28 protein-coding genes are annotated in these 19,605 nt (G+C 60.6%); 1 reads left to right on the top strand and 27 read right to left on the bottom strand.

Annotated features, from left to right (window positions below; all coding sequences use genetic code 11):
* Window positions 1–4 precede the first annotated feature (4 nt).
* The 3 genes from LOY53_RS16540 to LOY53_RS16550 are packed head-to-tail and all read right to left on the bottom strand — an operon-like array spanning window position 5 to window position 3,988.
* Window positions 5–487 (bottom strand): hypothetical protein, encoded by a 483-nt coding sequence (locus LOY53_RS16540; RefSeq protein ID WP_258702993.1) that lies wholly within the window; start codon window positions 485–487, stop codon window positions 5–7.
* Window positions 487–3,597 (bottom strand): host specificity factor TipJ family phage tail protein, encoded by a 3,111-nt coding sequence (locus LOY53_RS16545; RefSeq protein WP_258702994.1) that lies wholly within the window; start codon window positions 3,595–3,597, stop codon window positions 487–489. The genes LOY53_RS16540 and LOY53_RS16545 overlap by 1 nt, the downstream gene beginning before the upstream one ends.
* Window positions 3,569–3,988 (bottom strand): hypothetical protein, encoded by a 420-nt coding sequence (locus LOY53_RS16550; protein ID WP_258702995.1) that lies wholly within the window; start codon window positions 3,986–3,988, stop codon window positions 3,569–3,571. Before LOY53_RS16550 ends, LOY53_RS16545 begins: the two co-directional genes overlap by 29 nt.
* 150 nt (window positions 3,989–4,138) lie before the next feature.
* Here LOY53_RS16550 and LOY53_RS16555 point away from each other — a divergent pair, with 150 nt between their 5' ends.
* On the top strand, window positions 4,139–4,387 hold the full coding sequence (locus LOY53_RS16555; RefSeq protein WP_258702996.1) for a hypothetical protein: 249 nt from the start codon (window positions 4,139–4,141) through the stop codon (window positions 4,385–4,387).
* Window positions 4,388–4,396: 9 nt separating this feature from the next.
* Here LOY53_RS16555 and LOY53_RS16560 read toward each other — a convergent pair whose 3' ends face one another.
* From LOY53_RS16560 to LOY53_RS16675, 24 genes are all read right to left on the bottom strand, one after another.
* Window positions 4,397–4,750 (bottom strand): hypothetical protein, encoded by a 354-nt coding sequence (locus tag LOY53_RS16560; RefSeq protein ID WP_258702997.1) that lies wholly within the window; start codon window positions 4,748–4,750, stop codon window positions 4,397–4,399.
* A gap of 12 nt (window positions 4,751–4,762) precedes the next feature.
* Window positions 4,763–5,245, bottom strand: coding sequence for a DUF1833 domain-containing protein (locus tag LOY53_RS16565; protein ID WP_258702998.1), 483 nt, complete (start codon window positions 5,243–5,245; stop codon window positions 4,763–4,765).
* On the bottom strand, window positions 5,242–7,668 hold the full coding sequence (locus tag LOY53_RS16570; RefSeq protein ID WP_258702999.1) for a phage tail tape measure C-terminal domain-containing protein: 2,427 nt from the start codon (window positions 7,666–7,668) through the stop codon (window positions 5,242–5,244). Before LOY53_RS16570 ends, LOY53_RS16565 begins: the two co-directional genes overlap by 4 nt.
* Before the next feature lie 47 nt (window positions 7,669–7,715).
* A complete protein-coding gene (locus tag LOY53_RS16575) occupies window positions 7,716–8,042 on the bottom strand; it encodes a superinfection immunity protein (RefSeq protein ID WP_258703000.1) in 327 nt (108 codons plus the stop codon).
* A 61-nt stretch (window positions 8,043–8,103) separates the two neighbouring features.
* The gene (locus LOY53_RS16580) at window positions 8,104–8,265 is read right to left on the bottom strand and encodes a hypothetical protein (RefSeq protein ID WP_252825484.1); all 162 of its coding nucleotides are present in this window, start codon (window positions 8,263–8,265) and stop codon (window positions 8,104–8,106) included.
* Between the two features lie 62 nt (window positions 8,266–8,327).
* Complete coding sequence (locus tag LOY53_RS16585) at window positions 8,328–8,798, bottom strand: phage tail assembly chaperone family protein, TAC (protein ID WP_172233624.1); 471 nt, start codon at window positions 8,796–8,798, stop codon at window positions 8,328–8,330.
* 3 nt (window positions 8,799–8,801) lie between these two features.
* On the bottom strand, window positions 8,802–9,293 hold the full coding sequence (locus LOY53_RS16590; RefSeq protein WP_060538367.1) for a phage tail tube protein: 492 nt from the start codon (window positions 9,291–9,293) through the stop codon (window positions 8,802–8,804).
* 62 nt (window positions 9,294–9,355) lie between these two features.
* Window positions 9,356–9,724, bottom strand: a complete 369-nt coding sequence (locus LOY53_RS16595) for a DUF3168 domain-containing protein (RefSeq protein ID WP_258703001.1) — start codon at window positions 9,722–9,724, stop codon at window positions 9,356–9,358.
* Window positions 9,721–10,206 (bottom strand): HK97-gp10 family putative phage morphogenesis protein, encoded by a 486-nt coding sequence (locus LOY53_RS16600; protein WP_258703002.1) that lies wholly within the window; start codon window positions 10,204–10,206, stop codon window positions 9,721–9,723. The genes LOY53_RS16595 and LOY53_RS16600 overlap by 4 nt, the downstream gene beginning before the upstream one ends.
* Window positions 10,199–10,540 (bottom strand): phage head closure protein, encoded by a 342-nt coding sequence (locus LOY53_RS16605; protein WP_252825488.1) that lies wholly within the window; start codon window positions 10,538–10,540, stop codon window positions 10,199–10,201. Before LOY53_RS16605 ends, LOY53_RS16600 begins: the two co-directional genes overlap by 8 nt.
* Complete coding sequence (locus tag LOY53_RS16610; RefSeq protein ID WP_258703003.1) at window positions 10,540–11,016, bottom strand: head-tail connector protein; 477 nt, start codon at window positions 11,014–11,016, stop codon at window positions 10,540–10,542. Before LOY53_RS16610 ends, LOY53_RS16605 begins: the two co-directional genes overlap by 1 nt.
* A gap of 3 nt (window positions 11,017–11,019) precedes the next feature.
* Window positions 11,020–11,247, bottom strand: a complete 228-nt coding sequence (locus tag LOY53_RS16615) for a hypothetical protein (RefSeq protein ID WP_258703004.1) — start codon at window positions 11,245–11,247, stop codon at window positions 11,020–11,022.
* A gap of 41 nt (window positions 11,248–11,288) precedes the next feature.
* On the bottom strand, window positions 11,289–12,545 hold the full coding sequence (locus LOY53_RS16620; RefSeq protein ID WP_019752318.1) for a phage major capsid protein: 1,257 nt from the start codon (window positions 12,543–12,545) through the stop codon (window positions 11,289–11,291).
* Between the two features lie 9 nt (window positions 12,546–12,554).
* Entirely contained in the window at window positions 12,555–13,256 is a 702-nt protein-coding gene (locus LOY53_RS16625) for an HK97 family phage prohead protease (protein ID WP_019752319.1), read from the bottom strand.
* Window positions 13,253–14,587: a phage portal protein gene (locus LOY53_RS16630; protein WP_252825492.1), complete on the bottom strand. Its 1,335-nt coding sequence runs from the start codon at window positions 14,585–14,587 to the stop codon at window positions 13,253–13,255. Before LOY53_RS16630 ends, LOY53_RS16625 begins: the two co-directional genes overlap by 4 nt.
* Window positions 14,580–14,744: a hypothetical protein gene (locus LOY53_RS16635; RefSeq protein ID WP_075044692.1), complete on the bottom strand. Its 165-nt coding sequence runs from the start codon at window positions 14,742–14,744 to the stop codon at window positions 14,580–14,582. Before LOY53_RS16635 ends, LOY53_RS16630 begins: the two co-directional genes overlap by 8 nt.
* Window positions 14,745–14,755: 11 nt before the next feature.
* Window positions 14,756–16,465: a terminase large subunit gene (locus LOY53_RS16640; RefSeq protein WP_258703005.1), complete on the bottom strand. Its 1,710-nt coding sequence runs from the start codon at window positions 16,463–16,465 to the stop codon at window positions 14,756–14,758.
* Window positions 16,465–16,848, bottom strand: coding sequence for a hypothetical protein (locus LOY53_RS16645; RefSeq protein WP_019438292.1), 384 nt, complete (start codon window positions 16,846–16,848; stop codon window positions 16,465–16,467). The genes LOY53_RS16640 and LOY53_RS16645 overlap by 1 nt, the downstream gene beginning before the upstream one ends.
* Before the next feature lie 127 nt (window positions 16,849–16,975).
* Window positions 16,976–17,344 (bottom strand): HNH endonuclease, encoded by a 369-nt coding sequence (locus LOY53_RS16650; RefSeq protein ID WP_258703006.1) that lies wholly within the window; start codon window positions 17,342–17,344, stop codon window positions 16,976–16,978.
* Window positions 17,335–17,691 (bottom strand): hypothetical protein, encoded by a 357-nt coding sequence (locus LOY53_RS26715; protein WP_309475929.1) that lies wholly within the window; start codon window positions 17,689–17,691, stop codon window positions 17,335–17,337. Before LOY53_RS26715 ends, LOY53_RS16650 begins: the two co-directional genes overlap by 10 nt.
* Before the next feature lie 81 nt (window positions 17,692–17,772).
* Window positions 17,773–18,108 (bottom strand): hypothetical protein, encoded by a 336-nt coding sequence (locus LOY53_RS16660; protein ID WP_258703007.1) that lies wholly within the window; start codon window positions 18,106–18,108, stop codon window positions 17,773–17,775.
* 2 nt (window positions 18,109–18,110) lie between these two features.
* The gene (locus tag LOY53_RS16665) at window positions 18,111–18,434 is read right to left on the bottom strand and encodes a phage holin, lambda family (RefSeq protein WP_108191429.1); all 324 of its coding nucleotides are present in this window, start codon (window positions 18,432–18,434) and stop codon (window positions 18,111–18,113) included.
* Window positions 18,435–18,750: 316 nt separating this feature from the next.
* Window positions 18,751–19,023, bottom strand: a complete 273-nt coding sequence (locus tag LOY53_RS16670; RefSeq protein ID WP_258703008.1) for a DUF2513 domain-containing protein — start codon at window positions 19,021–19,023, stop codon at window positions 18,751–18,753.
* A 119-nt stretch (window positions 19,024–19,142) separates the two neighbouring features.
* Complete coding sequence (locus LOY53_RS16675; protein WP_258703009.1) at window positions 19,143–19,511, bottom strand: hypothetical protein; 369 nt, start codon at window positions 19,509–19,511, stop codon at window positions 19,143–19,145.
* Between the last annotated feature and the right edge of the window lie 94 nt (window positions 19,512–19,605).

The raw sequence follows: 19,605 nt of genomic DNA on the forward strand, positions 1-19,605 counted from the left end.
GGAATTAGGTGGCCGGCGCGCCGGGCCATGATCGGGTGTACCAACGCTCAAGTAGCGCGCGCAGCTGGGCGGTCATTACCGTGATCGGCATGCCGGCCAGCAGAGAAGTGAATTCAGCCTCGTCCACCACTGGCAGCTCAAAAAGCTCAAGCTCTGCGGTGTAGCGCCACAAGTCGACGCCCACCAGCTCAGGCCCTTGGTAAATGTCGGTGAACCTGGCCCGTGTCGGCTTAATTCCAAGCGGGCTTTTGATCGGGCAGAGGAACCAGTCCGCATACCCGATCCCCCACTTGCACCAGCCTTCAAACAGGCGGGCCTGCGCGGCGGTGAGCAGCCAGGAAACGCTGACCATCGTGGGAACACTGCGGAAACGGCGGCGCTGCCGTGCGCGGCCGCTGGCCATGGTCGTCCTGACAATCGGGCTCACAGCTGAGAAGCCGTAGCCCTCGCGCAGCGGCAACGGCAGGCCGTCAGGTAAAGAGAGCATCAAGTTGATCCCCGTGGTGGTGCGAAGTTGTCATCGTCGGCGTACACGCGCACGTCGTAGTTCACGGCCTCAACATCGCTCGTGAAGTCCTTTGGAGCGATCGAGCCAATCAGGATTGGGTAGCACCACCTGGTGGTTGTGCCGAACAGCAGGTACGGTGGCTCAATGTCCCAACTCAGGTCGGGCTCAAAGTCCAACCCGGGCACCGTCAGCCGCGTGTCATCGACTCGGGTGGCCGGCCATGGGCCACTGAGCGTGCCGTCCGGCTTGCGCAAGCCAACAACGTGGCCGGCGCCTTCCTCCCAGGTGAGCGGTTCCGAGCTCTCCAGCAAGGTCAGGCTGTTTCCTACCTGGAAGTCGATGAGCACAGAGCTCTGTCCATAACCCGGGATGTCATCCGCGGCAGCGCAGTAGCTCTTGTACCGGCTATTCATCGCATCCAGCTCGGTGGTGAAGCTGTAGCCATGGCGCTGGTACTTGTAACGGCGGCGTTGCCGGATGCCGATCCGCCAGGCCCTGTCCCTGTTGATCACCCCTTGCAGCGTGATCTTTTCTGTTTTGGCCCCTACGTCGCCGGCCAACCGACACTTAACCGTCTCCTTCTGCCAGGTGCTTTCGTCGATGTACTCGACATCGACACCGTCGTAGTCGTCAGGCCGCACTGTCGTGAACTTGCGCGTCAGGTTGCCGATGATGTTCTGCGGGGTGTACATGTGCTCGTACACCGATCGCGGCTCGTCGCGCACTGGGCGTATCAACCCGCGGTCAATCGTCAGCTCAGCAAAGCCCGCCATCAGCACCGTGTTCAATGCCTCAAGCACCGTCTCCTGCCCGTTGACCTCCAGATCAAACTTGTCGCCACGGGCCCGCCAGATTGCATCCAGGCGGTCCAGTTCGACCAGATCAAGGTCGTCGTCGGTGTAGCCGATGGTCCTGGCCACATGGGCAACCCACGGCACAATGTCCCGAGTCGGCGTCTCGACCGCCCAGGCACCGCCGCTTCGTACTGGAAGCACCCGGGTAGGACGAACCGACACCATGGTTTGAGATTGCGCCGACAGCCGGTTGCTGCCCTTGATGTAGACGACCATGACCGTCACGTCGGCATAGCGGCGCGGCACGCGCTCAATCCGGGCACGCAAGCCAAACCACTGCACGCGGTCTTGCTTGTTAGAGCTGGTCGACTCCTCACCGATTCGACGCACGCGCACTTCCGGACGCATGACGGTCGGCAGCGAGATCTTCCGGGTGTAGCCCATCTGATCCGGCGATGTCGCCGTGTAGGTCGTTGTGACGGAAGTCCAAGCGCCGGCAGTGGCGATATCGCGGTACTGGATCTCGACCTTGACGCTGACCTGCCGGGGGTTGCCGTTCTTGTCGGTGTAGCGGATCAGGCCTTGCGGGAAGAAGAAGTCCACCTCAAGGCGGCGGGTAACCTCCCCGTCCGGCAGCGCAGCAATCGGGCCGGACCAGTCGCCTTCGGTCGTGGAACCGTCGAGGACGATATTCACGTCATTGCTTTGGATCGGATCGAAGCCATCCCAGTCGTCATCTTCAGCGCCGGTGTCGGTGAGCCGCGTGACGGTAATGGCTGACGGCCCATGCGCTTCGTTCTCGGGCGTGTCCTCGTCATCCTCCTCGGAGTCGTCGGAGACGGCGGTAATCCGGTAGCGTAGGTCGCGATAACCGATAGTCGAGAGCAACTCGCCAACCTGCAGACCAATCGCCGGCGCGCCGCCGTCGTAAGCCAGGGTCATTTTGGCGAGCTGGCCATCGGTGGCAGCTTCGGACTTGGTGCCGGTGGCAAAAACCGGGCTGGCCCCGAAAATATCTGAGGTGGAGCCGGTGAGTCCCAGCGCAACACCGCTGTATGGCGCTGCCTGCTCGGCGATCCGCAGGCGACCGGACGAAGCGCTGGCCAGCAGAGGTGTGCCAGCCAACCCGCTGTTTACCGCTGAGACCAGGCCCGCCAGATTAGTGGTGTCGGCATTCAGCGTTACAGGGTACGTGCTTGCACCGCGGGTAACGGTGAAGGTGAGCGGCACCACATCGAAGTTGAAGCGGTTTGGCGCAGCGCTACCAGTCACCATGGACGGGCTACCGGGAACTTCCGGAGTGCCAGGCACGTCAGGGTCGTAGGTGGCCACCAGGTAATCGCCGGCGTTGGCCCCGGCGATCTCGATCTTCATGCCCACGAAAGGCTGCAACATGGGCAGGTACTTACCGCTGATCACCGTGGCGGTGCCATCGGCGGGCGCGGTGAAGGTGTACGGGTACGGCACCTCAATGCGGGCGATCATGCCGCTGGTCCATCCCGCCGGGAACCACCCAGCACCTTCAGGAACGGTGAGCACAAAGTCGTTGGCCTGGACCGCATTGCCAGAGAACTGCTGCTGAACCGCCACCGTGGTGGTCAGCGTCAGGCCGGCATTGCCGGTGTTGGTCGCCCCTACCTCGGTTGCACTGTGCCACCACTGGGCAGCCGTCTCGCTGGCCAAGTCCTCACCCGGCCCATACACCGCGTAACTGGCCGTGCCGCCCAAGGAGGCGATCGTCGTGTCACCGACCAGAATATCGCTGGGCAGCACCTGGTACTTGCCCTTGCCGATGCACAGCAGTAGCTCTGCCCACTGCTCGGTCGGATCTCCGAAGTACCGGTGAACCGGCACAAGCATGTCGGGGAAGCGCTTCGGGTACCCGGCCAGCTCCGGAATTACATCGTTCAGCGCGGGCTGGTTGCCCTTCACTGTGGAAAGGTTGAGCTCCTTGGAAGTCCGATTTTGAGTGCTTGGCGTGGCCGGCTTCACCGGGTCGAATGGGTTTCCCAGGCCAAACAGCTTGGCCAGCGGGCCAGGCTTGAAGATGGTCTTGAGAGCACTGCCTTTCGGCTCGATGTAGATCGACACCTGGTCGCCTGGGCCAACCTCGGTTTCAGCCCAGGCGGCGGGCGCAACCAAACTGCCGTTCACCATGATGCTGATTGGTGGCACCGGCCGGGGTTCATAACTCCGCACCTTGGCCTTCAGCCAAGCCTCCAGAGTCGTGACCTGATCCAGTGGATGGCGCTCAAGCGCCCCGCCTTCAAGCTTGCTCGGAAAGATCTCGATCACGATGGTATTTCACCTTTGGATATGACCGCTCGAAGTCGATCAGGCGCATGTTGGTCACCCCCGCAATGGGGTTGATTTCGAAGACCCGCAGTTCGCCGTCAATCGGAACCACCACGCCGACGTGCGTGCACAGGCCGCCATGGATCACGGCCGCGATTGCCCCAGGCACCGGCGGGCCGACTGGCATGAGGTCGGAATACTGGGCGTAGGCTTTGGCGGATGAGCGAAGGTCCCGGCGATCAATCGGGCCGAAGGACGGCAACGGCGGGAGGCTTAGCACTTCTTCGCGGATAGCCAGGACCAAGCCCCAGCAGTCGAGCAGGTATCGTCCGTCCACGACCTCGCCCCGCGCCCCGTCTTCATACGTCGCGGTGAAATATTTGTCGTACATGGGGTGCTCTTGGCTGGCCAAAAAGCCAGTAACGCAGGCCGCTTGCTACGTAGTAGCGTTACGCCTGCATGAAGATGGATTTACCGCTCAGACGCGGGCAGCCGCGAACCGCTCGCGAACGTTGGCAACGAATGACCTAGGAGGTCTGATTTGAGTACATATGCATCGGATATAGATAACGCGCTTCAGGTAGTAGCCAGGCAGGCTGAAAACGGCCTGAATCTTAAGGACCTTGAGGAGTCCACCACCTTCGAAGCGCTCGATGCACTTTCGAAGACCGGAATGGCTAACTTCATAGTTACCCGCTTTGCGAGTGGCCGATACCGATTCAGGTGGATAGCCAGGCCGCACATCATGCCGGCAGGTGAACAGCGCCTGAAGGAGATCCGCGGCGAGTAACGGAGCTGGTCAAGCGAGAGCTTTTGCTTCGGCTAACTGCCGAGCCTTGCTCTCGCCCTCAAGCTCGAGCAACAGCTCGGTGATTGATGCGTGCAACTCCCCGCCGACACCGGTCTCATCAGAAACATCCCACCAGCGACCCTTGATCATCTCAGCCTTCCGGTGAACGCTGACCTCAAGAGCCCTGAGACGATCAAGGTCGGATATCAGCCGATTGAAGTCAGCCATTACCTCAGCCTCGGCGCCGGATTGCACCAGGTGCGAGAAAACCTTCCCACCGCCCAGATGGATGATGAGTTCGCCCCCGGCCACTGCGGCACCCAGGCTTTCGCCAGATTGATTTTTCAAGACAACTTCAGTCATGGGTATCACCTTTCAAAGGTATGTCAGCCCTGGGGCAAAGTCGGTGGTGTATCGGGACCTGTTCCACATCATGTTGATCAGGTCGTAATAGCCAGCCTCGACCTGGATGGTTGGACCATCCATGGTCCCGCCGAACGAGGTCATGCGGTACGGCCGGTCGGCAGGCTCGCCCGGCACGCTGTACAGGTACTCGCGGTAAACGATCGTGACCCTGGCCTCAGCCGCAAGCGAGGCGTCCAGCAGTTGCTGGGCCTCGCCGGTCACGTTGTCGATAACGAAGGTCAGCGTCTGGGCGCCGGTGTTGTCCTTGGCCGGGAGGGACACGTCGATAGCCGAGGCCAGGAACGTGACCGTTTTGCCGGCCTCGGTCGTTGCCCTGAAATCTTCGAAGTCCTGAACCAGGTAAAGCGTCTTGGCCCAGGCCGGACAGGAGATCTCCAGCGTCGAGATAATGTCATCGCCTCCCGAGGCATAAACGACTTCAAGCGCCGTCATTTCGGGTCCCTCCTCAGGCCGTAGGCCGCACCGGCGGCGCGGCTAACCTTGCCGGTACCGCGGGCAAATCCGCTGGCGATTCTGTCTTCAGCAGCTTCGAGGATCACCGCCAGCTCGCCTTCGGACATTTCCCGGCGGGCGCGCACCGGCGGGCCGTTGTTGATGATCTTCAACGCCCCGGGCTGAGTGGAGTTGTTCGCCACGCTATCCAGCGTGCGATCCAGCTTGGCACTGGTCTCGGCCGTGGTTACCCGCTCACCCTTCTTCAAGTTCCAGGTGCCGTCAGCCGGCACGTAATCGATGCCGTCGTGCGCCTGGCCGTCGAGGGAAGCGCCCACGGCGGTCATCAGCACGCCAGCGGCGCCGGCGGCAGCGATGGCAGCACCAGGCGCAATGGCTGGACCTACGAAGGGAACGCCGATCATGGAGACGAAGGCGTTCAGCGCGGCCATGGCCACCTGCGCGGCGGCAAAGGACAGCAGCGCATGGCCCATGGATTGAATGAACGTTGAGGCGAAACCCTTGATGTCGAGTTTGCCGGTCTCAGCCCACTCGGTAACGGCATCTGTCAGGTTGGCCAGGGTATCGGCGCCAACCTGCTGCATGCTGCCGTAAAGGTCCATCGCCGCTTCGGCCTGGGTGGCGAAGCCGCTTATGAAGCCGGCCGTACCGCTGAGCTGAAGCTTGTCGATGTCCTCGTAGTACTTCTCCTGCATGGCCCGGCGCTCTTCGAGCGCATCGTTGAGGATCTTCGTCTCGCGCTCATACGCCGAATCCGAAACGTCGCCGGCCTCATGCCGCTGGCGGAGATCCTCAAGCTGATCCTGATAGTCCTGCTCGATCGCCAGCAGATCCAGCACGCGCTGTTTCATCTCGTCGCTGCTGTAGGCATTCAGCAGCGGCGCATCCAGTGCGCGCTGGTCAATGTCCAGTTGCCGCTTCACGCTTGCGCCAAACTCGCTGACCGCCTTGTCATCCTCCTTGGCCTGTTTCAGCTTTTTCAACTGATCAAGCTCGGCCGCCAGGCCCTTCAGGCGCTCCTGCTGCTTGGCGCTCAGCCCGGTGAGGTTTCCAGACTCCAGTTCAAACTGAAGCTTGGCAACCTCGGTGGCCTCCTTGCGCTTGTCGGTCTCGGTGTTGATGAGCGCGATCTGCCGCTTGTAGCCCTCCTCAGCCGTATCGAACTGACCCTGAAGTTTCTTCGCGGCAGCCTCAGCTGATTTCGCTGCCTCCTGCTGCGCGGGCGTGAACGCTGAGAAACTGCCGGATTGACCCTTCCGCATTTGCTCAAGCAGGTCCGCCAGTTCTTTGACCTGATTCGTTGGGCCTTGGCCAGGATCCTCATCAAACGAAGCCATCAGGTCGCCGTACCCAACGGCAAGGTCACCCATTTGGGCCTTCGCATTGCTGATCGTCTTGCCCATGGCGTCGACGTTCTTGAACGCGTTGTAGATCCTGACCGGTGGCAGGTATTTATCCCACCACTTGGCGTCATCTCCGCCGACCATGGCGTTGTCAACGTCAGAAAGCGTCTTCAGGCCAACACCAAGTAAGTGAATGCCCGCCACGGTGCCCACTGCGAACTTACCAAGCGCTCGGAGGCTGGCAGCCAAGTCATCAGAAACACGCTTGGCCAACACGCCATTGATAGTGGCGTCATTTAGCCTTGTGGCAAAGTTCGCCAGAGTTGGCAACATCGCGCTGGTGATCTGATTGGAAAGGCCGCTTACCGACTGATCCACCAACCAGTTGGCCGCGCGAAGCTCTTGAGCTGCACGTATGGTCTTCTCATCCATGATCGACCCTGCCGCCTCTGCGGCATCGCCGAATCGCTTGAATCCCTCTGAATTGTTTCGCAGAAGCGGAAGCAGCGCGGTCGCGTCACTGGCGATCGCTTCGAGGTAAAAGGTCATGTCGGACTGACTGACTTTCGCTTTCTCCAGGCTCGAAACGTACAATCCCAAGGCCTGGCTACCGCTGAGGTTTCTGAATTGATCGGCAGTGACCCCTACCTTCGGCGCGATCTGTTCGAAGAAGTCGGCCATTCCGCCGCCTCCGGTGTTTAGAAAATCACCAACTTTATCGTTAACATCTTTGAGAATGTCGGAAAGTTTATCTTGCTCTATTCCAACGGTCTTAGCCCCAACTGCCAACTTCTGGAAGTCGGTTGTGCTGACGTTAGCCACAGCGGCCAAATTAGTTATTTCAGAAGCGGAGTTGATAGCCGAAATAGTCATCGCCGTAATGGCGGTGATGCCGGTGGCTAGGCCTGCACCGATGGCCGTACCTACGGCCTTAGCGTTTTTCTCAACCTGCTTTCGCCACTTCTCCGAGGTGCGCTCTGCCTTATCCATGCCAGCAACGAAGCCGCCGACTTGCGCAATGACATCAAGAGTCAAAGTGCCTAGAGATCTTGATGCCATCATTTTCTCCGGACATTAAAAAACCCGCCAACTGGCGGGTTTCGATATCACTTTAGTATTCGAGACTTTTCTCGCTCGAATTCTTCTGTAGTTAGAACACCACTAGAACGAAGCTCCGAAATTTTTTCAAGCTCTTCATACCTTGATCGCGGCAACGTGGAGGATTTGAACTCACCATAATATTTCGGCTTCCCAATGAAAGACCAAATAAGGCAAACAACCCACGCGACTACTGTCCACCCCAACAGAAGATTAACCAGGAAAATCACAGTGTAATTTTCGTGATGCCTATGAAAAGCAATCATCATAGGGATGATGTACAAAAAGAATGATGCTGCGGCGATCAATATGTAGGTGCCGGTGAGAAATTCCATGGCCACTCCCTTGGATTGAAATGGGTCAATCTAACACCTCACCGGCGAATAGCGAAAACCACTACTCCCAGGAAGCCATGGCCTCCTCTAGGGAAATCGGCCCGTCTTCGTCCTCATGCAGTGCGAAATCCTTCCAGCTGTAGGGCGCCGGGCGCTTCTCCGGGTTGCGGTTCAGGTTGGCCATCAGCGCCGCCAGCATGGCGACCGAGCGCTCAACCCGCATACCGAGATGCAGCGAGCCGCGGCGCCTACGGTACTTAACCCAGGACCTGAACTCGCTGAGGCTCAGGTTTTCCTTGGCTTGCGCGATCGTCGAGCCCCCGACGCCGGAGAGGACGAGTTCGTGCCAGACTTCGTCTCGCTCGGTGAGCTCTTCGTCTTTCCCAGGTCGTTGACCTCTTGGATGGCGAAGAGCAGGGCAACGGACAGGGCGCCGTCAAGCGAACCCAGGCGCTTGGTGCTCTCCGGATCCTTCTCCAGCTCAACCGGATCAAGCGGCCCGTGAGTGATGTCCATCGGGCTGCTGAACACCGGGTTGCCGTGCTCGTCGCAGATAGACGCTGCAATACGGCCAGCAATGCTGTCCTGCCTGCCAGTAGCCGAAAGCACGTCGCTCACCGCCGTCTGGTAGCCCATCGGCCGTACGTAAACGGTGGCGGTGTAATCCGTACCGTCCTGGCGCCACTTGATTTCCTTTTCCACCGGCCGGCCAGTGAACGAGCCTACGCCCTTGAGCGCGTCGAGTGTCAACTTCATGGGTTACTCCTTGATTACCCAGCTGAGCTTGCCGGAGCGCTGAATGGTTGCTGCAGTGCTCACCGAGGTGTTGCTGGCAAAGTCGAACGGGAAATCTGCGACGTAGCCGGCGAACAGGCACCAGGTGCGCGTAGCGGGTAGCTCGAAGTCATCGCCAGCAGTGTTGACCGTGGGGGCGATGTCCTTGCCGTCAGACCAGCCGAGCGCCCAAAGAATGTCCTCGTCGTCGTCATCCTGAGACAGCTGGAACATGCGAACGTGGCTCGCATTGCGCGGATCAGCCAGGATGGTGGCGGTAGCCTGACCCGGGGTGCGAAGCCCCTTTTTGTACTTCCGCTCGGTATCGGCCAGGCAGGTATCGTCAATCTGATCCGCCGGCGATCCGCCAGGGTTGAACGCGGTGAGGCACTCGACCTCCATCACGGTCCTTGGGCCAGTGCCACTCAAAGGCCGCACCAAAGCATAGAGCTGAGCGCCCTGGGCTTTCATCGACATGGTTTATCTCCAGTCAGGAATAAAAAAGCCCGCACTAGGCGGGCATTGGGTAGATCGACATTTCAGCGGGTAACCCACCAGTCCACGTCGAAGCTGGCTCGGAAGTTCTTGGTCTCGGGGTCACGGCCTTCGGCGCCCCAGCGAGTGACGTAAGCATCCAGTTCGATCGCATCACGGATTGCGTCTCTAACCTGGCGCGCCTTATCGCCAGTGGCGGCATAAACGTCGACCTGCAGGGTGACGCTGTCGGCATCCGGGCGGCCGGCCAAGTAGTTCTCGGGGCTGCCGCTGACGACCTGCCAGACGGCATATGGCTTGGCCACGCCCTGCTCCGCCTCCCCAAAAGAGTAGAGGCGCATGCCAGTACCAGTGCCGAGCAGCGCTGTCACGGCAGGACTCTGCAAGCAGGCCTGTACGATCGGTGGTGTCATGAGGATGCCGCCTTCTTCGCTGCCCGCCGGATGGCGCGGTCGATTGCCTTCTCGTACTCAGTGACGAAGGTATTGGTCACCTGGCTGATGTTGTCGGCCAGAGCCGGGCGCATGAAGGGTGCGGCCGGCATCTTCTCGGTACCGAACTCGATCAGGCGCCAGTGCGGCGTCGGAGCGTTTGAACTGAGGTCTCCGCCATCCTTGAGCACGGCGCCGTGCAGCACGCCTATACGAAAGCCAAGGTCGCCTGTGCGCTTGAACAATCGCCCGTTCCAGCGCAATAAGATGTTGTCCGAGATCGATCGGCCCGTGGCCTTGTCGTCGATGCGCTCGGCGCCCTCTTTGGCCTTTTGCACCACCACCTGCGCAGCCTTGCGCAGCGCAGCCCTGCCGCCCTTGCGGCGAACGTCGAAGCTGACCTCCTCCAGTTTGCCCAGCAGACTATCAAGGCCAAGAATGCTGAATTCGACGCCATCAGCCATCCTTCACCCCCTTCTCGACCAAGATCGTCAGGTAGTCGAGACCGGACTTGGCGTCAGCCAGCGGTGGGCCGACAATGCTGTACACCTCGCCCCGGTACAGGATGCGCATGGTTGGCAGTACACCAGGCCGGTGCCGTATAACTATCCGGCTGGTGGCCTGGGCCTGGCCGGCCTTAGCCGCGATGAAGTCCCTGGCTGACAGATCTTCGACACTGGCTGGGCACTTTTCCCAACGGGTCACCCATTCCGGCTCCCCAAACTCCAGGGTCACCGGGTCACGCACCGGCACCAGGTCCTGAATATCGATCCGGTGGCGCAGCCTGCCGGCCTGCATCACACACCCATCCGGATGCGGTGCGGCATCAGCAAATGCTGGGACGCCAGCGGCAGCTCGGTGGCGATGGTGCCGGTGACCACATCCTCGCGGTTGGCGAACAAGTGGCCCAGCTTGAGCAAGCAGGCCGCCTGGATCTGGGCATTGATCACCATGCCATAGGCGATTGCGTCGGCCTGGTCGTAGGCGTCGGCCAGTACCTGCCGGGCATGCTCGAGCAGACGGCAGCGTAGCGCGTGGTCCGGTTCGGCCTCGGCGTCAGCCACGGCGGCGGCATTCGCCTCTTTGGCCGCTCGCATCGACGCCGGCACGCCGGCACGGGCCTGATCGAGCGCTACCTGATCCAGATAGAAGCGTCGATTGAGGAATTGCATCGCCGCCCCTTCTGCCGCGTCAAGCTGCGCCTGTACCAACACCTGGTCGTCCGGCTCGGCCAGCAGATGGTGCATGGCGATGTCGATGGCAATGACGGACATGGATCACTCCTTCGACTGCTTCGCTACTGCTGGCTTTCCGCCCTTGTTGGCTGGCTCGGGCGCCTTTTTGTTATCGGGTTCGCTCGCTTGCTTCACGTCGTATTCCTCGATCAGGCCATTGCGTAGCAAGTCTCGAGCGCGCAGCTCGTCGACGGTAATCTCCTGGTGGCGCTTGACGTACGCGCCACCGTTGTTGAAGCCCTTGATGGTTTTGACTTTGACGTCTGGCATATGCAGTCACGCCCGGTTTCCCGGGCGCGCTCCTGGGCTGGTTACGGGGTGGCTTCGAACTCGCCGTGAACGAACGACTCTGGGCGGTAGACCGCCAGCGCCAGGCGCTCCTCGGCGCGGATGGTCACCATGTTGGTGCGGAAGTTGTCGCCGTCTTCGGTCGAGACCTCGACAGCCGCTTCCTCGCGATCGAACACCTGAGCGGCGATGTTCATCGCACCCACCAGGAACTCACCTTCCGGTACTGCATTGCTGTCCACCACGGGCAGTTTCCACAGGCGCTGTACGCCGCCTTCCTGGACGTTCACCCAGATGTAGGAGCCGTTGGCGTCCTTGGTCAGCTCGATGTCTGCCCAGTCCACGGGGTTCAGGGCAATGGCCGAGGCGCGGTACTCGGCGATGCGGACCTGCAGGATCGCGCGACGCAGGGTGTCGATCTTGGTGTCGCCGGCCTTGCGCAGCGCCTCGTTGAACGCGGTAGCCTGCGGGATCAGGCCCAGGAGGTTTTGCCCGGTGCCGTCGCCGGCCAGCAACTGCTCTTCTTCCTTGTACTTCAGGCCGTAGATCGCTCGGCCGTTGATGTAGCTCTGGAGGAGCGGGATGTCCGACAGCACCTGCTTGGAAGCGCGGAACCAGTGGGCAATGGTGATGACGTTGGTGGTCTTCAGGCCGAAGGACAGATCGGACTGGGCCTTCGCGGCGCCCTCACCCGCCTGAGGAGCGGCCATGTTCTGGAAGCCGGTTTCCTGCACGAACTCGACCGCGTTCGAGCCGGTGCGGCCTGGCATGATCAGGTCGCGAATGGTGAACTCACGCTCGGGGCCCACCACGATGCCGGGCACGCGGGTCGGCTGGATGCCTACGCCAACGCCACCGGTACCGGTGGTAGCGCTGGTGATGTTGGTCACGGCCTTGCGACCTACGCGAACGATGCCGCGACCGCGAGTTTGCAGCGACTTGAAGTCATCGCATTCGGTCAGCTCCTCGCCAGCCGACTTGAAGTCGACCGGATCATTGGCGGAGAAGCGGCGGGCCATCTTCTGCTCGATCTCCTGCAGGCGGTCCTGCAGGCCCAAGCCGTCCTTCACCAGGCCATCGAGGATGGTCTTGGTGTCGGCCAGGATGGTGCCGTGCGACTTGATTTCTTCAGTGGCCTTGGCGGCGAACGCCTTGATCTCTTTGTCGCGCTCATCGAGCAGGTCGTTGACCGCTTTCAGTTGCAGCTTGTCTTCGGCGTGCTCCTTGCGCTGGAACTGGCGATGTTCGGAGCGAGCCTGGTTGCTCATGGCGTTATGCATGATGAATCCTCAAAACGATGGGAGAGAAAGTGCCGGGCGCGACTTCAGCGCCTCGACGATTTCGATTGCTGCCAGGTCGCCCTCGGACTCGCTCCGGAGCAGGTGCTGCAACCCGCGGTTGGCAATCACCGCGGACTGAGTTTTCGAGAAGCCTGCCTCGCGCAGGAGCAGCTCAAATTCCGGCATCGAAGGCAGGCCGCCGTGGGCAAGCTTCGATTTGATGGTGTCGGTTCGCGCTTCGTCGTTGGCCGGCACCGTGACGATGGAGATCTCGATCAAGTCCAGCTTGGTCAACGTCCTGATCCGGGTCTTCTCGTCGAAGCTCGACTCTCGGACGTAGTAGCCAATCGACAAACCGGTGATCGAGCGGGTCTGCATTCCGCGGTACGCGATGCGCGCATACGGGGCGTCCTGCAGCCAGAGCTCGCCGGCGCCGAACAACCCTCGGTCGTCTTCCTTCATGCTGCCGATGTCCCAGCTGCCGATAGGCTCGCCGGTGCGGTGCTGCCAGAGCACTGGGAAGGTTCGTGCCTTGGCCCTGGCGTCCTCGATCGATTCGAGGAAGGCGCCAGGCGCGACGACCTCGTTGTAGCTGTCGACCACGCCGAACACCGAGCCGTAGCCAGAAAAAAGGCCGTCTTCACCGACAGCCTTTACGTCATAGTCGAAGGAGCGGTACTTGACCGCCGCCAGTCGATCCTTGTGTCTCATGGGGTGTTACCTCTTGGCTGGTCGTTGAGCCAGTCGAGCAGCGCCGCCTTGGCCTGGTTGGCGCCGCCGGGGTCTTCGCCCAGCTTGTCGATCGGCAGCATGTTGGATTGCACGGTGAGCTTTGCCGCGTTGCCACCCTCCGGCGGCAAGTTCTCTTTGCGCCGACAGTCGTCCCGGGTATAGATCCCGTTCTGGGTCATCGAGCTGTAGAAGGCCGCCCGTGCGGCACTGTCCATGCGAAGCAGCCCTTCCGGGTTGAACTTCACGTAGAAGCGACGGCGCTCATCGGGTCGAAGCAGACGCCGGTTGGCGCACATCTCGATGCGCTTGATCCAGGGGAGCAGGGTGAACGACAGGAAGCCGATCATCTGCTGCTCCATGCCAGTGCCCCAGCTGGTGGAGTTCTGCGTGTGCCCGACCATCCACGGCGGCACCCGGAACCAGCGGCAAATCTCCTCGACGTTGAACGCCCTGGTCTGCAGCATCTGGGCATCCTCCGGCGTCATGGAGACCTGTTGGTACTTCATGCCAGCCTCGAGGACCATGGTTTTGCCATGGTTCGTTGCGCCGGAGAACTGTTTGATCATGTCCTCGCGGATGTCCTTCCGCTGGTCCGGCTTGAGGATCTGGTCGGTGGACAGGACGCCGCCCAGCTTCATGCCGTTGGCAAACATCTTGGCCGCCGACTCATCAGCAGCCATGGCTGAGCCCAGTACCTGCCGCCCGTAGGCCAGCGGCGATAGGCCGCAAAGTGGGTCTACGCCGAAGGCCCGCACGTGCACCATCTGATCCTCGGTCAGCGTGTGAGGCTTGCCAAAGTTGTCGGTGTAGCGGTACTCGATGGAGCCGTCCGCCAAGCGCCGCGGTGGCGACATGTTCTGCGGCAGTAGAAACTCCAGGCTGGTCAGTGTTCGGCCACTCTGGTGAGGCTCACAGAAAGCGTTACCTTGGAGCAGCAGGCTCGCCATGACGTTCTCCCAGAACTCGACAGGGGTCTGGTCGGCGTTGGGCTGCTGGCTGATCACGAAGTTTACTGGGTGAGAGCTGGCTACCGTCGGCGCGCCGTTCTTGTCCTCGTACAAGGCAATCGGCAGAGTGGCGATGGTCTCAGCGATCAGTCGCACGCACGCCCATACCGTCGAGAGCTGGAGCGCCGTCTGCTGGCTGACCACCTTCCCTGACGCCGAGTCGGTTCCGTAGAAGGTGTTCCAGAACGCGGCGTCGGTCAGGCCAATCTTGCGGCCAGCCCAGCCCGCCAGGCTCGATGCTACTCCCGGCTCGGCCGACTTCACCAAGGCCTGGCCGAGGATCTGCGTTAGTGATTTAGCCACCGATCAACCCCTTGCGAATGAAGCCCGCGGCGATCAGTAGCGAACCGGAAGCGGCCAGCAGCGCGTAACCGAGGCCGGCCAGCACGTATACGCCAGCAACGCCCAGCAGCAAGCCGCCGGCGGCAAGCACCAGAAAGATGATCAGGCCAGTTTTCATAGGTCGTCCCGTTAGCCAACCACGATCGGGCTGGCAAGAAAGTCATCGAAGTGGCCGGAGTCGTCGATGCCGAGCTTGATGGCCACAGCGCAGCCGGTGATCAAGCTCACCATGCCGTCGATCTTGTTCTCCGGGCGCTCCTTGTTGGGGTAGATGTTGTCCTTCACGTCAAGCTTTGCCACGACGTTTGATGCCATCCAGGTCAGTACAGGGCAATCGCCGTGGGCCAGCTTTCGCTGCAGCACCAGGGCCTCTACCTCTTTCATGGGTTCGCTCAGGTTCTGCACCGTTTGGCGTAGCTCCACCATCGGTAAACCTTCGGCATCCATTTCCTGAGCCAACTGCGTGGCCTGCCACGGGTCGTAGGCGTAGGCCCGGATGTCGAAGCGCCCGGCAAACTCACGCATGTCCTCTTTGATGACTTCGAAGTCGGTGACCTCCCCGTCAGTCAGGGTCAGCAGGCCCAGCGCATCGAACTCGCGGTACCGCGCGGTGTTGCTGTCCAGCTCCTCGAGCACACGCGCTTCTGGCAGGTAGTACCTGGCGTGGATGTGCCAGAACGGATCGTCGCCATGCGGCGGGAAGATCAGCAGGTTGGCGGCGATGTCGATCTTGCTCGCCAGGTCGAGACTGCCGTAGCACGGTCGCCCCTCCAGCTCCGCAAGGCTCTTCCTGGCCGGAGCCTCTTTCCAGCGCAGCATGTTGAGCCAGGCATTCTTGGCACCGACCCACTCGTTCAGGTGCTTTGTACGGAAGGTGGCCTGCTTGGTCGCCGACTGCATCGCATCACGCTGCCGGGCAAGCAGGAAGTCCTCGGCGACGGATATCCCAAAGTTTGGATTCGCCTTGCGCAGCGCCATTTCGCTGGTCCAGTCGTCGCCCTGATCGATGGTGTAGAGGGCCGGCCATAGGTCCGGCCTGTCGATCACACCTTCCAGCATTCGCTCTGAATCGCGGATCAGCTGGTGGCAGGGGCCGCCAATACTTGAACCCGCCGTGGTGATCACCAACATGATGGGCTGCTCGCGGGCACCCATCCCGGTCTCCATCGTGTCGTACAGCGTGGAGTCTTGGTGTTCGTGATATTCGTCCACCACCGAACACGACGGCGATGACCCGTCTCCTGGCTTGCCGATGACAGGCTCGAAGCGCGATCCATCGGCCAGAACGACCATGTTGGATGCGTTCACGTCGACGCCATAGTGCTCCCGGAGGTCGTCGGTTCGTTCGACCATCAGCTTGGCCGGCCTGAACACCTCCCAGGCCTGCTTCTCCGTGGTCGCGCCAGAGTAGACCTCGGCGCCGAACTCTCCGTCTGCAACGAACATGTAGAGGCCAACGCCACCGCCGATGATCGATTTGCCATTCTTCCTGGGTACGAACACCAGGATCGTCCGGTAACGCCGGGTGCCATCCTTCTTGCGAACCCAGCCAAACGGCACGCAAACCGAGAACAGTTGCCATGGCTCCAGCTTGATAAGCTGCTTCTTGCCGCCCCATTTACCCTTGGTGTGCGGTAGAAGCTGCAGGAACTTGGCGACTTTCTCCGCCTTGGCGGGATCGAATTTGTACGGGAAGTCCTTTCTTTTGGATGCCACCAGGTCGTCGAGGTGACGCTGGGCCAGCAACTTGATCCATTTGCAGACGAGGATCTTCCCGGCGACGACATCCTTGGCGTACTTCTCAGCCGCCTTCATCAGCGGGAATTTCGTCTTTGCCATCACAGCTCCGCGAATGCATTGCCTTTCGGCGCGTCCTTCTTACCGCCACCAACCTTGGATCGGTCGGCCGGGGTCATGCCGAACTTGCCGAGCATGGCCTCCAGCCGCACCAGCTTGGCGGCAGGGAAATCGAGTGGGTCATTGCGGAACTGGGCCAGCAGGTTGGCGGCCAGCTCCAATGTCAGTCGGTCGGAGTTCGTCAGTACATCCCTTGGCGCGTACTTGGCGATCTCCTTCCAGGCGTGGAGCACTGCTCCATTGATGTGAGCCGGCGGGGCGGTCAGCTCACCCACCGGTTCAGCATCCTCGCGGCGCCGCTGGGGGTCTTTCTTGAACGCACCCGTCAGCTCAAGCACATTCGTCGGCTTGCGCGGTCGGGCCATTTTGGAAACCTGAATTTTGCGGAAGTGGAAAAAAAGCTGGGGGCGCGGTGTCCGAGCGAAAGGGCCTGAACTTTTGACCCTCCCCCTCCCCTTAAATGAGATTTCGTCTCATTTATGCCGTTTTCGATCATTTTTTGATCGCTTTCGACTCCCGCTGCGTCTTGGCCTTGTGGCAGTCGCGATTGATCGCCCGCAGGTTGTGATCATCATCCGTGCCGCCGTGGGCCAGCGCGACGATGTGGTCAACTTCATCTGCCTCGCGAATCCTTCCCAGCCTGGTGCAGTCGTCGCACCGGCACAGGTGCTGATCACGCTTGAGGATGCGGTCACGCAGCCGACGCCATGGCCGGCCGCCACGACCTGAGCCCTTGCGTGTAGCCCAGGCCTTAGCCTGCTCTGCCGCCACCTCTGCATGGCCGTCGCAGTAGCCATTGGCATTGCGGTGCAGGGACCGACAACCCTGGGCTCTGCATGGGCGCTGTGGCCTCAGCGGCATGGTGTGCCATCCAGGTAGGTGCCTGGCTCAGCGTCAGGATCAACATCGTCGCCGTCCGCCAGCGCCTCGATCAGCGCCAGGTTCTGGGTTGCGATCTGCTCCAGAAGCGCGGTCTGCTTCCGCTGTTCGGCCAGTAGGTCACTGACGCTTGGTTGCAGTTGGGCGGTGATGCCCGCCTCAAGCACGATCAGCTCACACTTGAGTCGATCAGCTGTCCCTGCCAGGTGCTGAGTCAGTCGCTCGCGCACCTCCGTCTTGATCGGGAACGGAACGCTGACCACCAACAGGTCGCCCTTCTTCGGGCTCAGTTGCTCGATTTGTTGCGAATAGGTTTGCTGCTCGCTCATATGCCACCTTGGTCCACTTATTGATCCACTCGCGCCGGTCGGCGCATCCACCACACGGCATTGCAACCTCCGATCAGGCCGCTACGCCAGGGCTTTAGCTCCGGCGTCAGCGTCATAGATGTAAGAGGCGCGAGCAAACTCATGGACTTGACCAGACTCTTCACGCGAGTCTTCCACGGTCCCCGTATTTGCTGCGTCTGTGCGGACGGCGTAATGAACCTGGCAGCCAGCCAGCGTTACGTTGCCGATCTCAACGTACCAATTCGTGGAACGGGCGTTCGTCCGAATTCCCAGAGTTTCTTGATCGCCGCGGACGCTACGGACGGTGCCAAAGACAGCTCGGTAGGAACGTCCATCAGGCGCGTAGAACCAGTTGTCAGTGGTGATCAGAGCCTTCTTTCCGATTTCGATATTCATGATCAACCCTGCGCTTTGCGAGACAAGAAAAGGTCGGAGTAGCCGCGAAGCTTCTCCACGCCCATGAAGCCGACCATGCCGCCGGCGAATGTGGCCATACCCTGCGGCAGCCCCATCCATTCGAGTAGCGGCACCAGGGCCAAGGTGATGAGGCCGCACAAGGCACCCTCCAAGAACATCTGTCGGCGGGTGCCGCCACCGTAAACCACCCGCAGGACGGCGATGGCGACGGACAGGCCAGCGGCATACAACTGAGGCTGATGGGCAAGCACCCAAGCGATCACTGCGGCCCACAGGCCAGGGTCCTTCTCGGGCATGTTTGGCATCTCGATTCCTCCCTTTTGGGGAGCGGAATAGGTTCGGCCCCAACAGAACTCCCAGCTCGGGGCGATGGGTGTGGTGGAGCCGAAAACGAAAAAGCCCCGGGCAAATGCCGAGGCTTGGAATTGGTGCGGAGGGCCGGTGCTTCCCGGCTTAATGGTCTGGATCGCTGGGTCACGTACCCCAGACTCTCATCGCGTAGTCGATCAGGGAGCGCACGGCTTTGATCCACGCCTCTACCGACTTAGCCCAGCTGCCTGGGCGTGTCATCCGCATAAACAAAAACCCCGCACAATGGCGGGGTCCTATTGGCAAATCTGCTCAGCTGGCATCTAGCAGGTCATGTCCAGCCCAAGTCATCTCAAAGTTGGCTAGCTCGAAGTCCTCATCCAAGTCAGGGGTGACTTTGACAAACCCGCCAGTCTCCAAGATGTGCAGGTGGTAATTCACCGCCTCTTCGCGCCCTGGCTCAACACCGGGGTACTTCTCAGCGAATACTGCTTGAATCTCGCTGCGATAAAGCCCCCCGCCTCCATTATCTTCATCGACAATGATTCTGAGCAGCTCTTTAGCCAGTCTCGCGTTCCTGATCATGCTTGTCCCTCTGCATTAAGGCCATTTGGCCATACCGAGCTTAACGCACTGATCAGATACAAAAAACCCCGACGCAATGGCCGGGGTTCATCTGTGCCGCTTCGTGCTGTATCAGGAATTTACCCGAGCTGATGGAGCAGCCTACGGATTTCTCCAGAATCGATCTCAGCATGCATCCCTTCAAAGAACGCGACCACATTTCGCCCCTGTAGAGATTCGTACAGCTCATCTCCGAACGCCGTGCGGCGCTTACAGTTCAGCATTGCCAGACCGTTGCGAGCATTAGCCGCGTTTTCGATCAAGCCAATCGCTTCCAGTTCAAGAGAAATCGAATCTGCGAACTCAGAGAACTGGTCCGAAGGGGGTAGCTGAGCTACGCCGGCCGACTTAAGTTCGCGATAGTAGGCGCCAGCGACGATTGCTGGAGAAAAGCTTTGATTTGATGTCGCACCCCCAAGAAGGCGCTTAATCAGTTCCCACATTTCCATGTGATGGATTTCCTTGCCAGGTGATGAAGAACCCCGACGCAGTGGCCGGGGTTTCTCTGTGTCGCGTTGCTTGCAAGCTGGACACGCTGCTATG

Source organism: Pseudomonas sp. B21-031 (assembly GCF_024748985.1).
Classification (GTDB): Bacteria; Pseudomonadota; Gammaproteobacteria; order Pseudomonadales; family Pseudomonadaceae; genus Aquipseudomonas; species Aquipseudomonas kermanshahensis.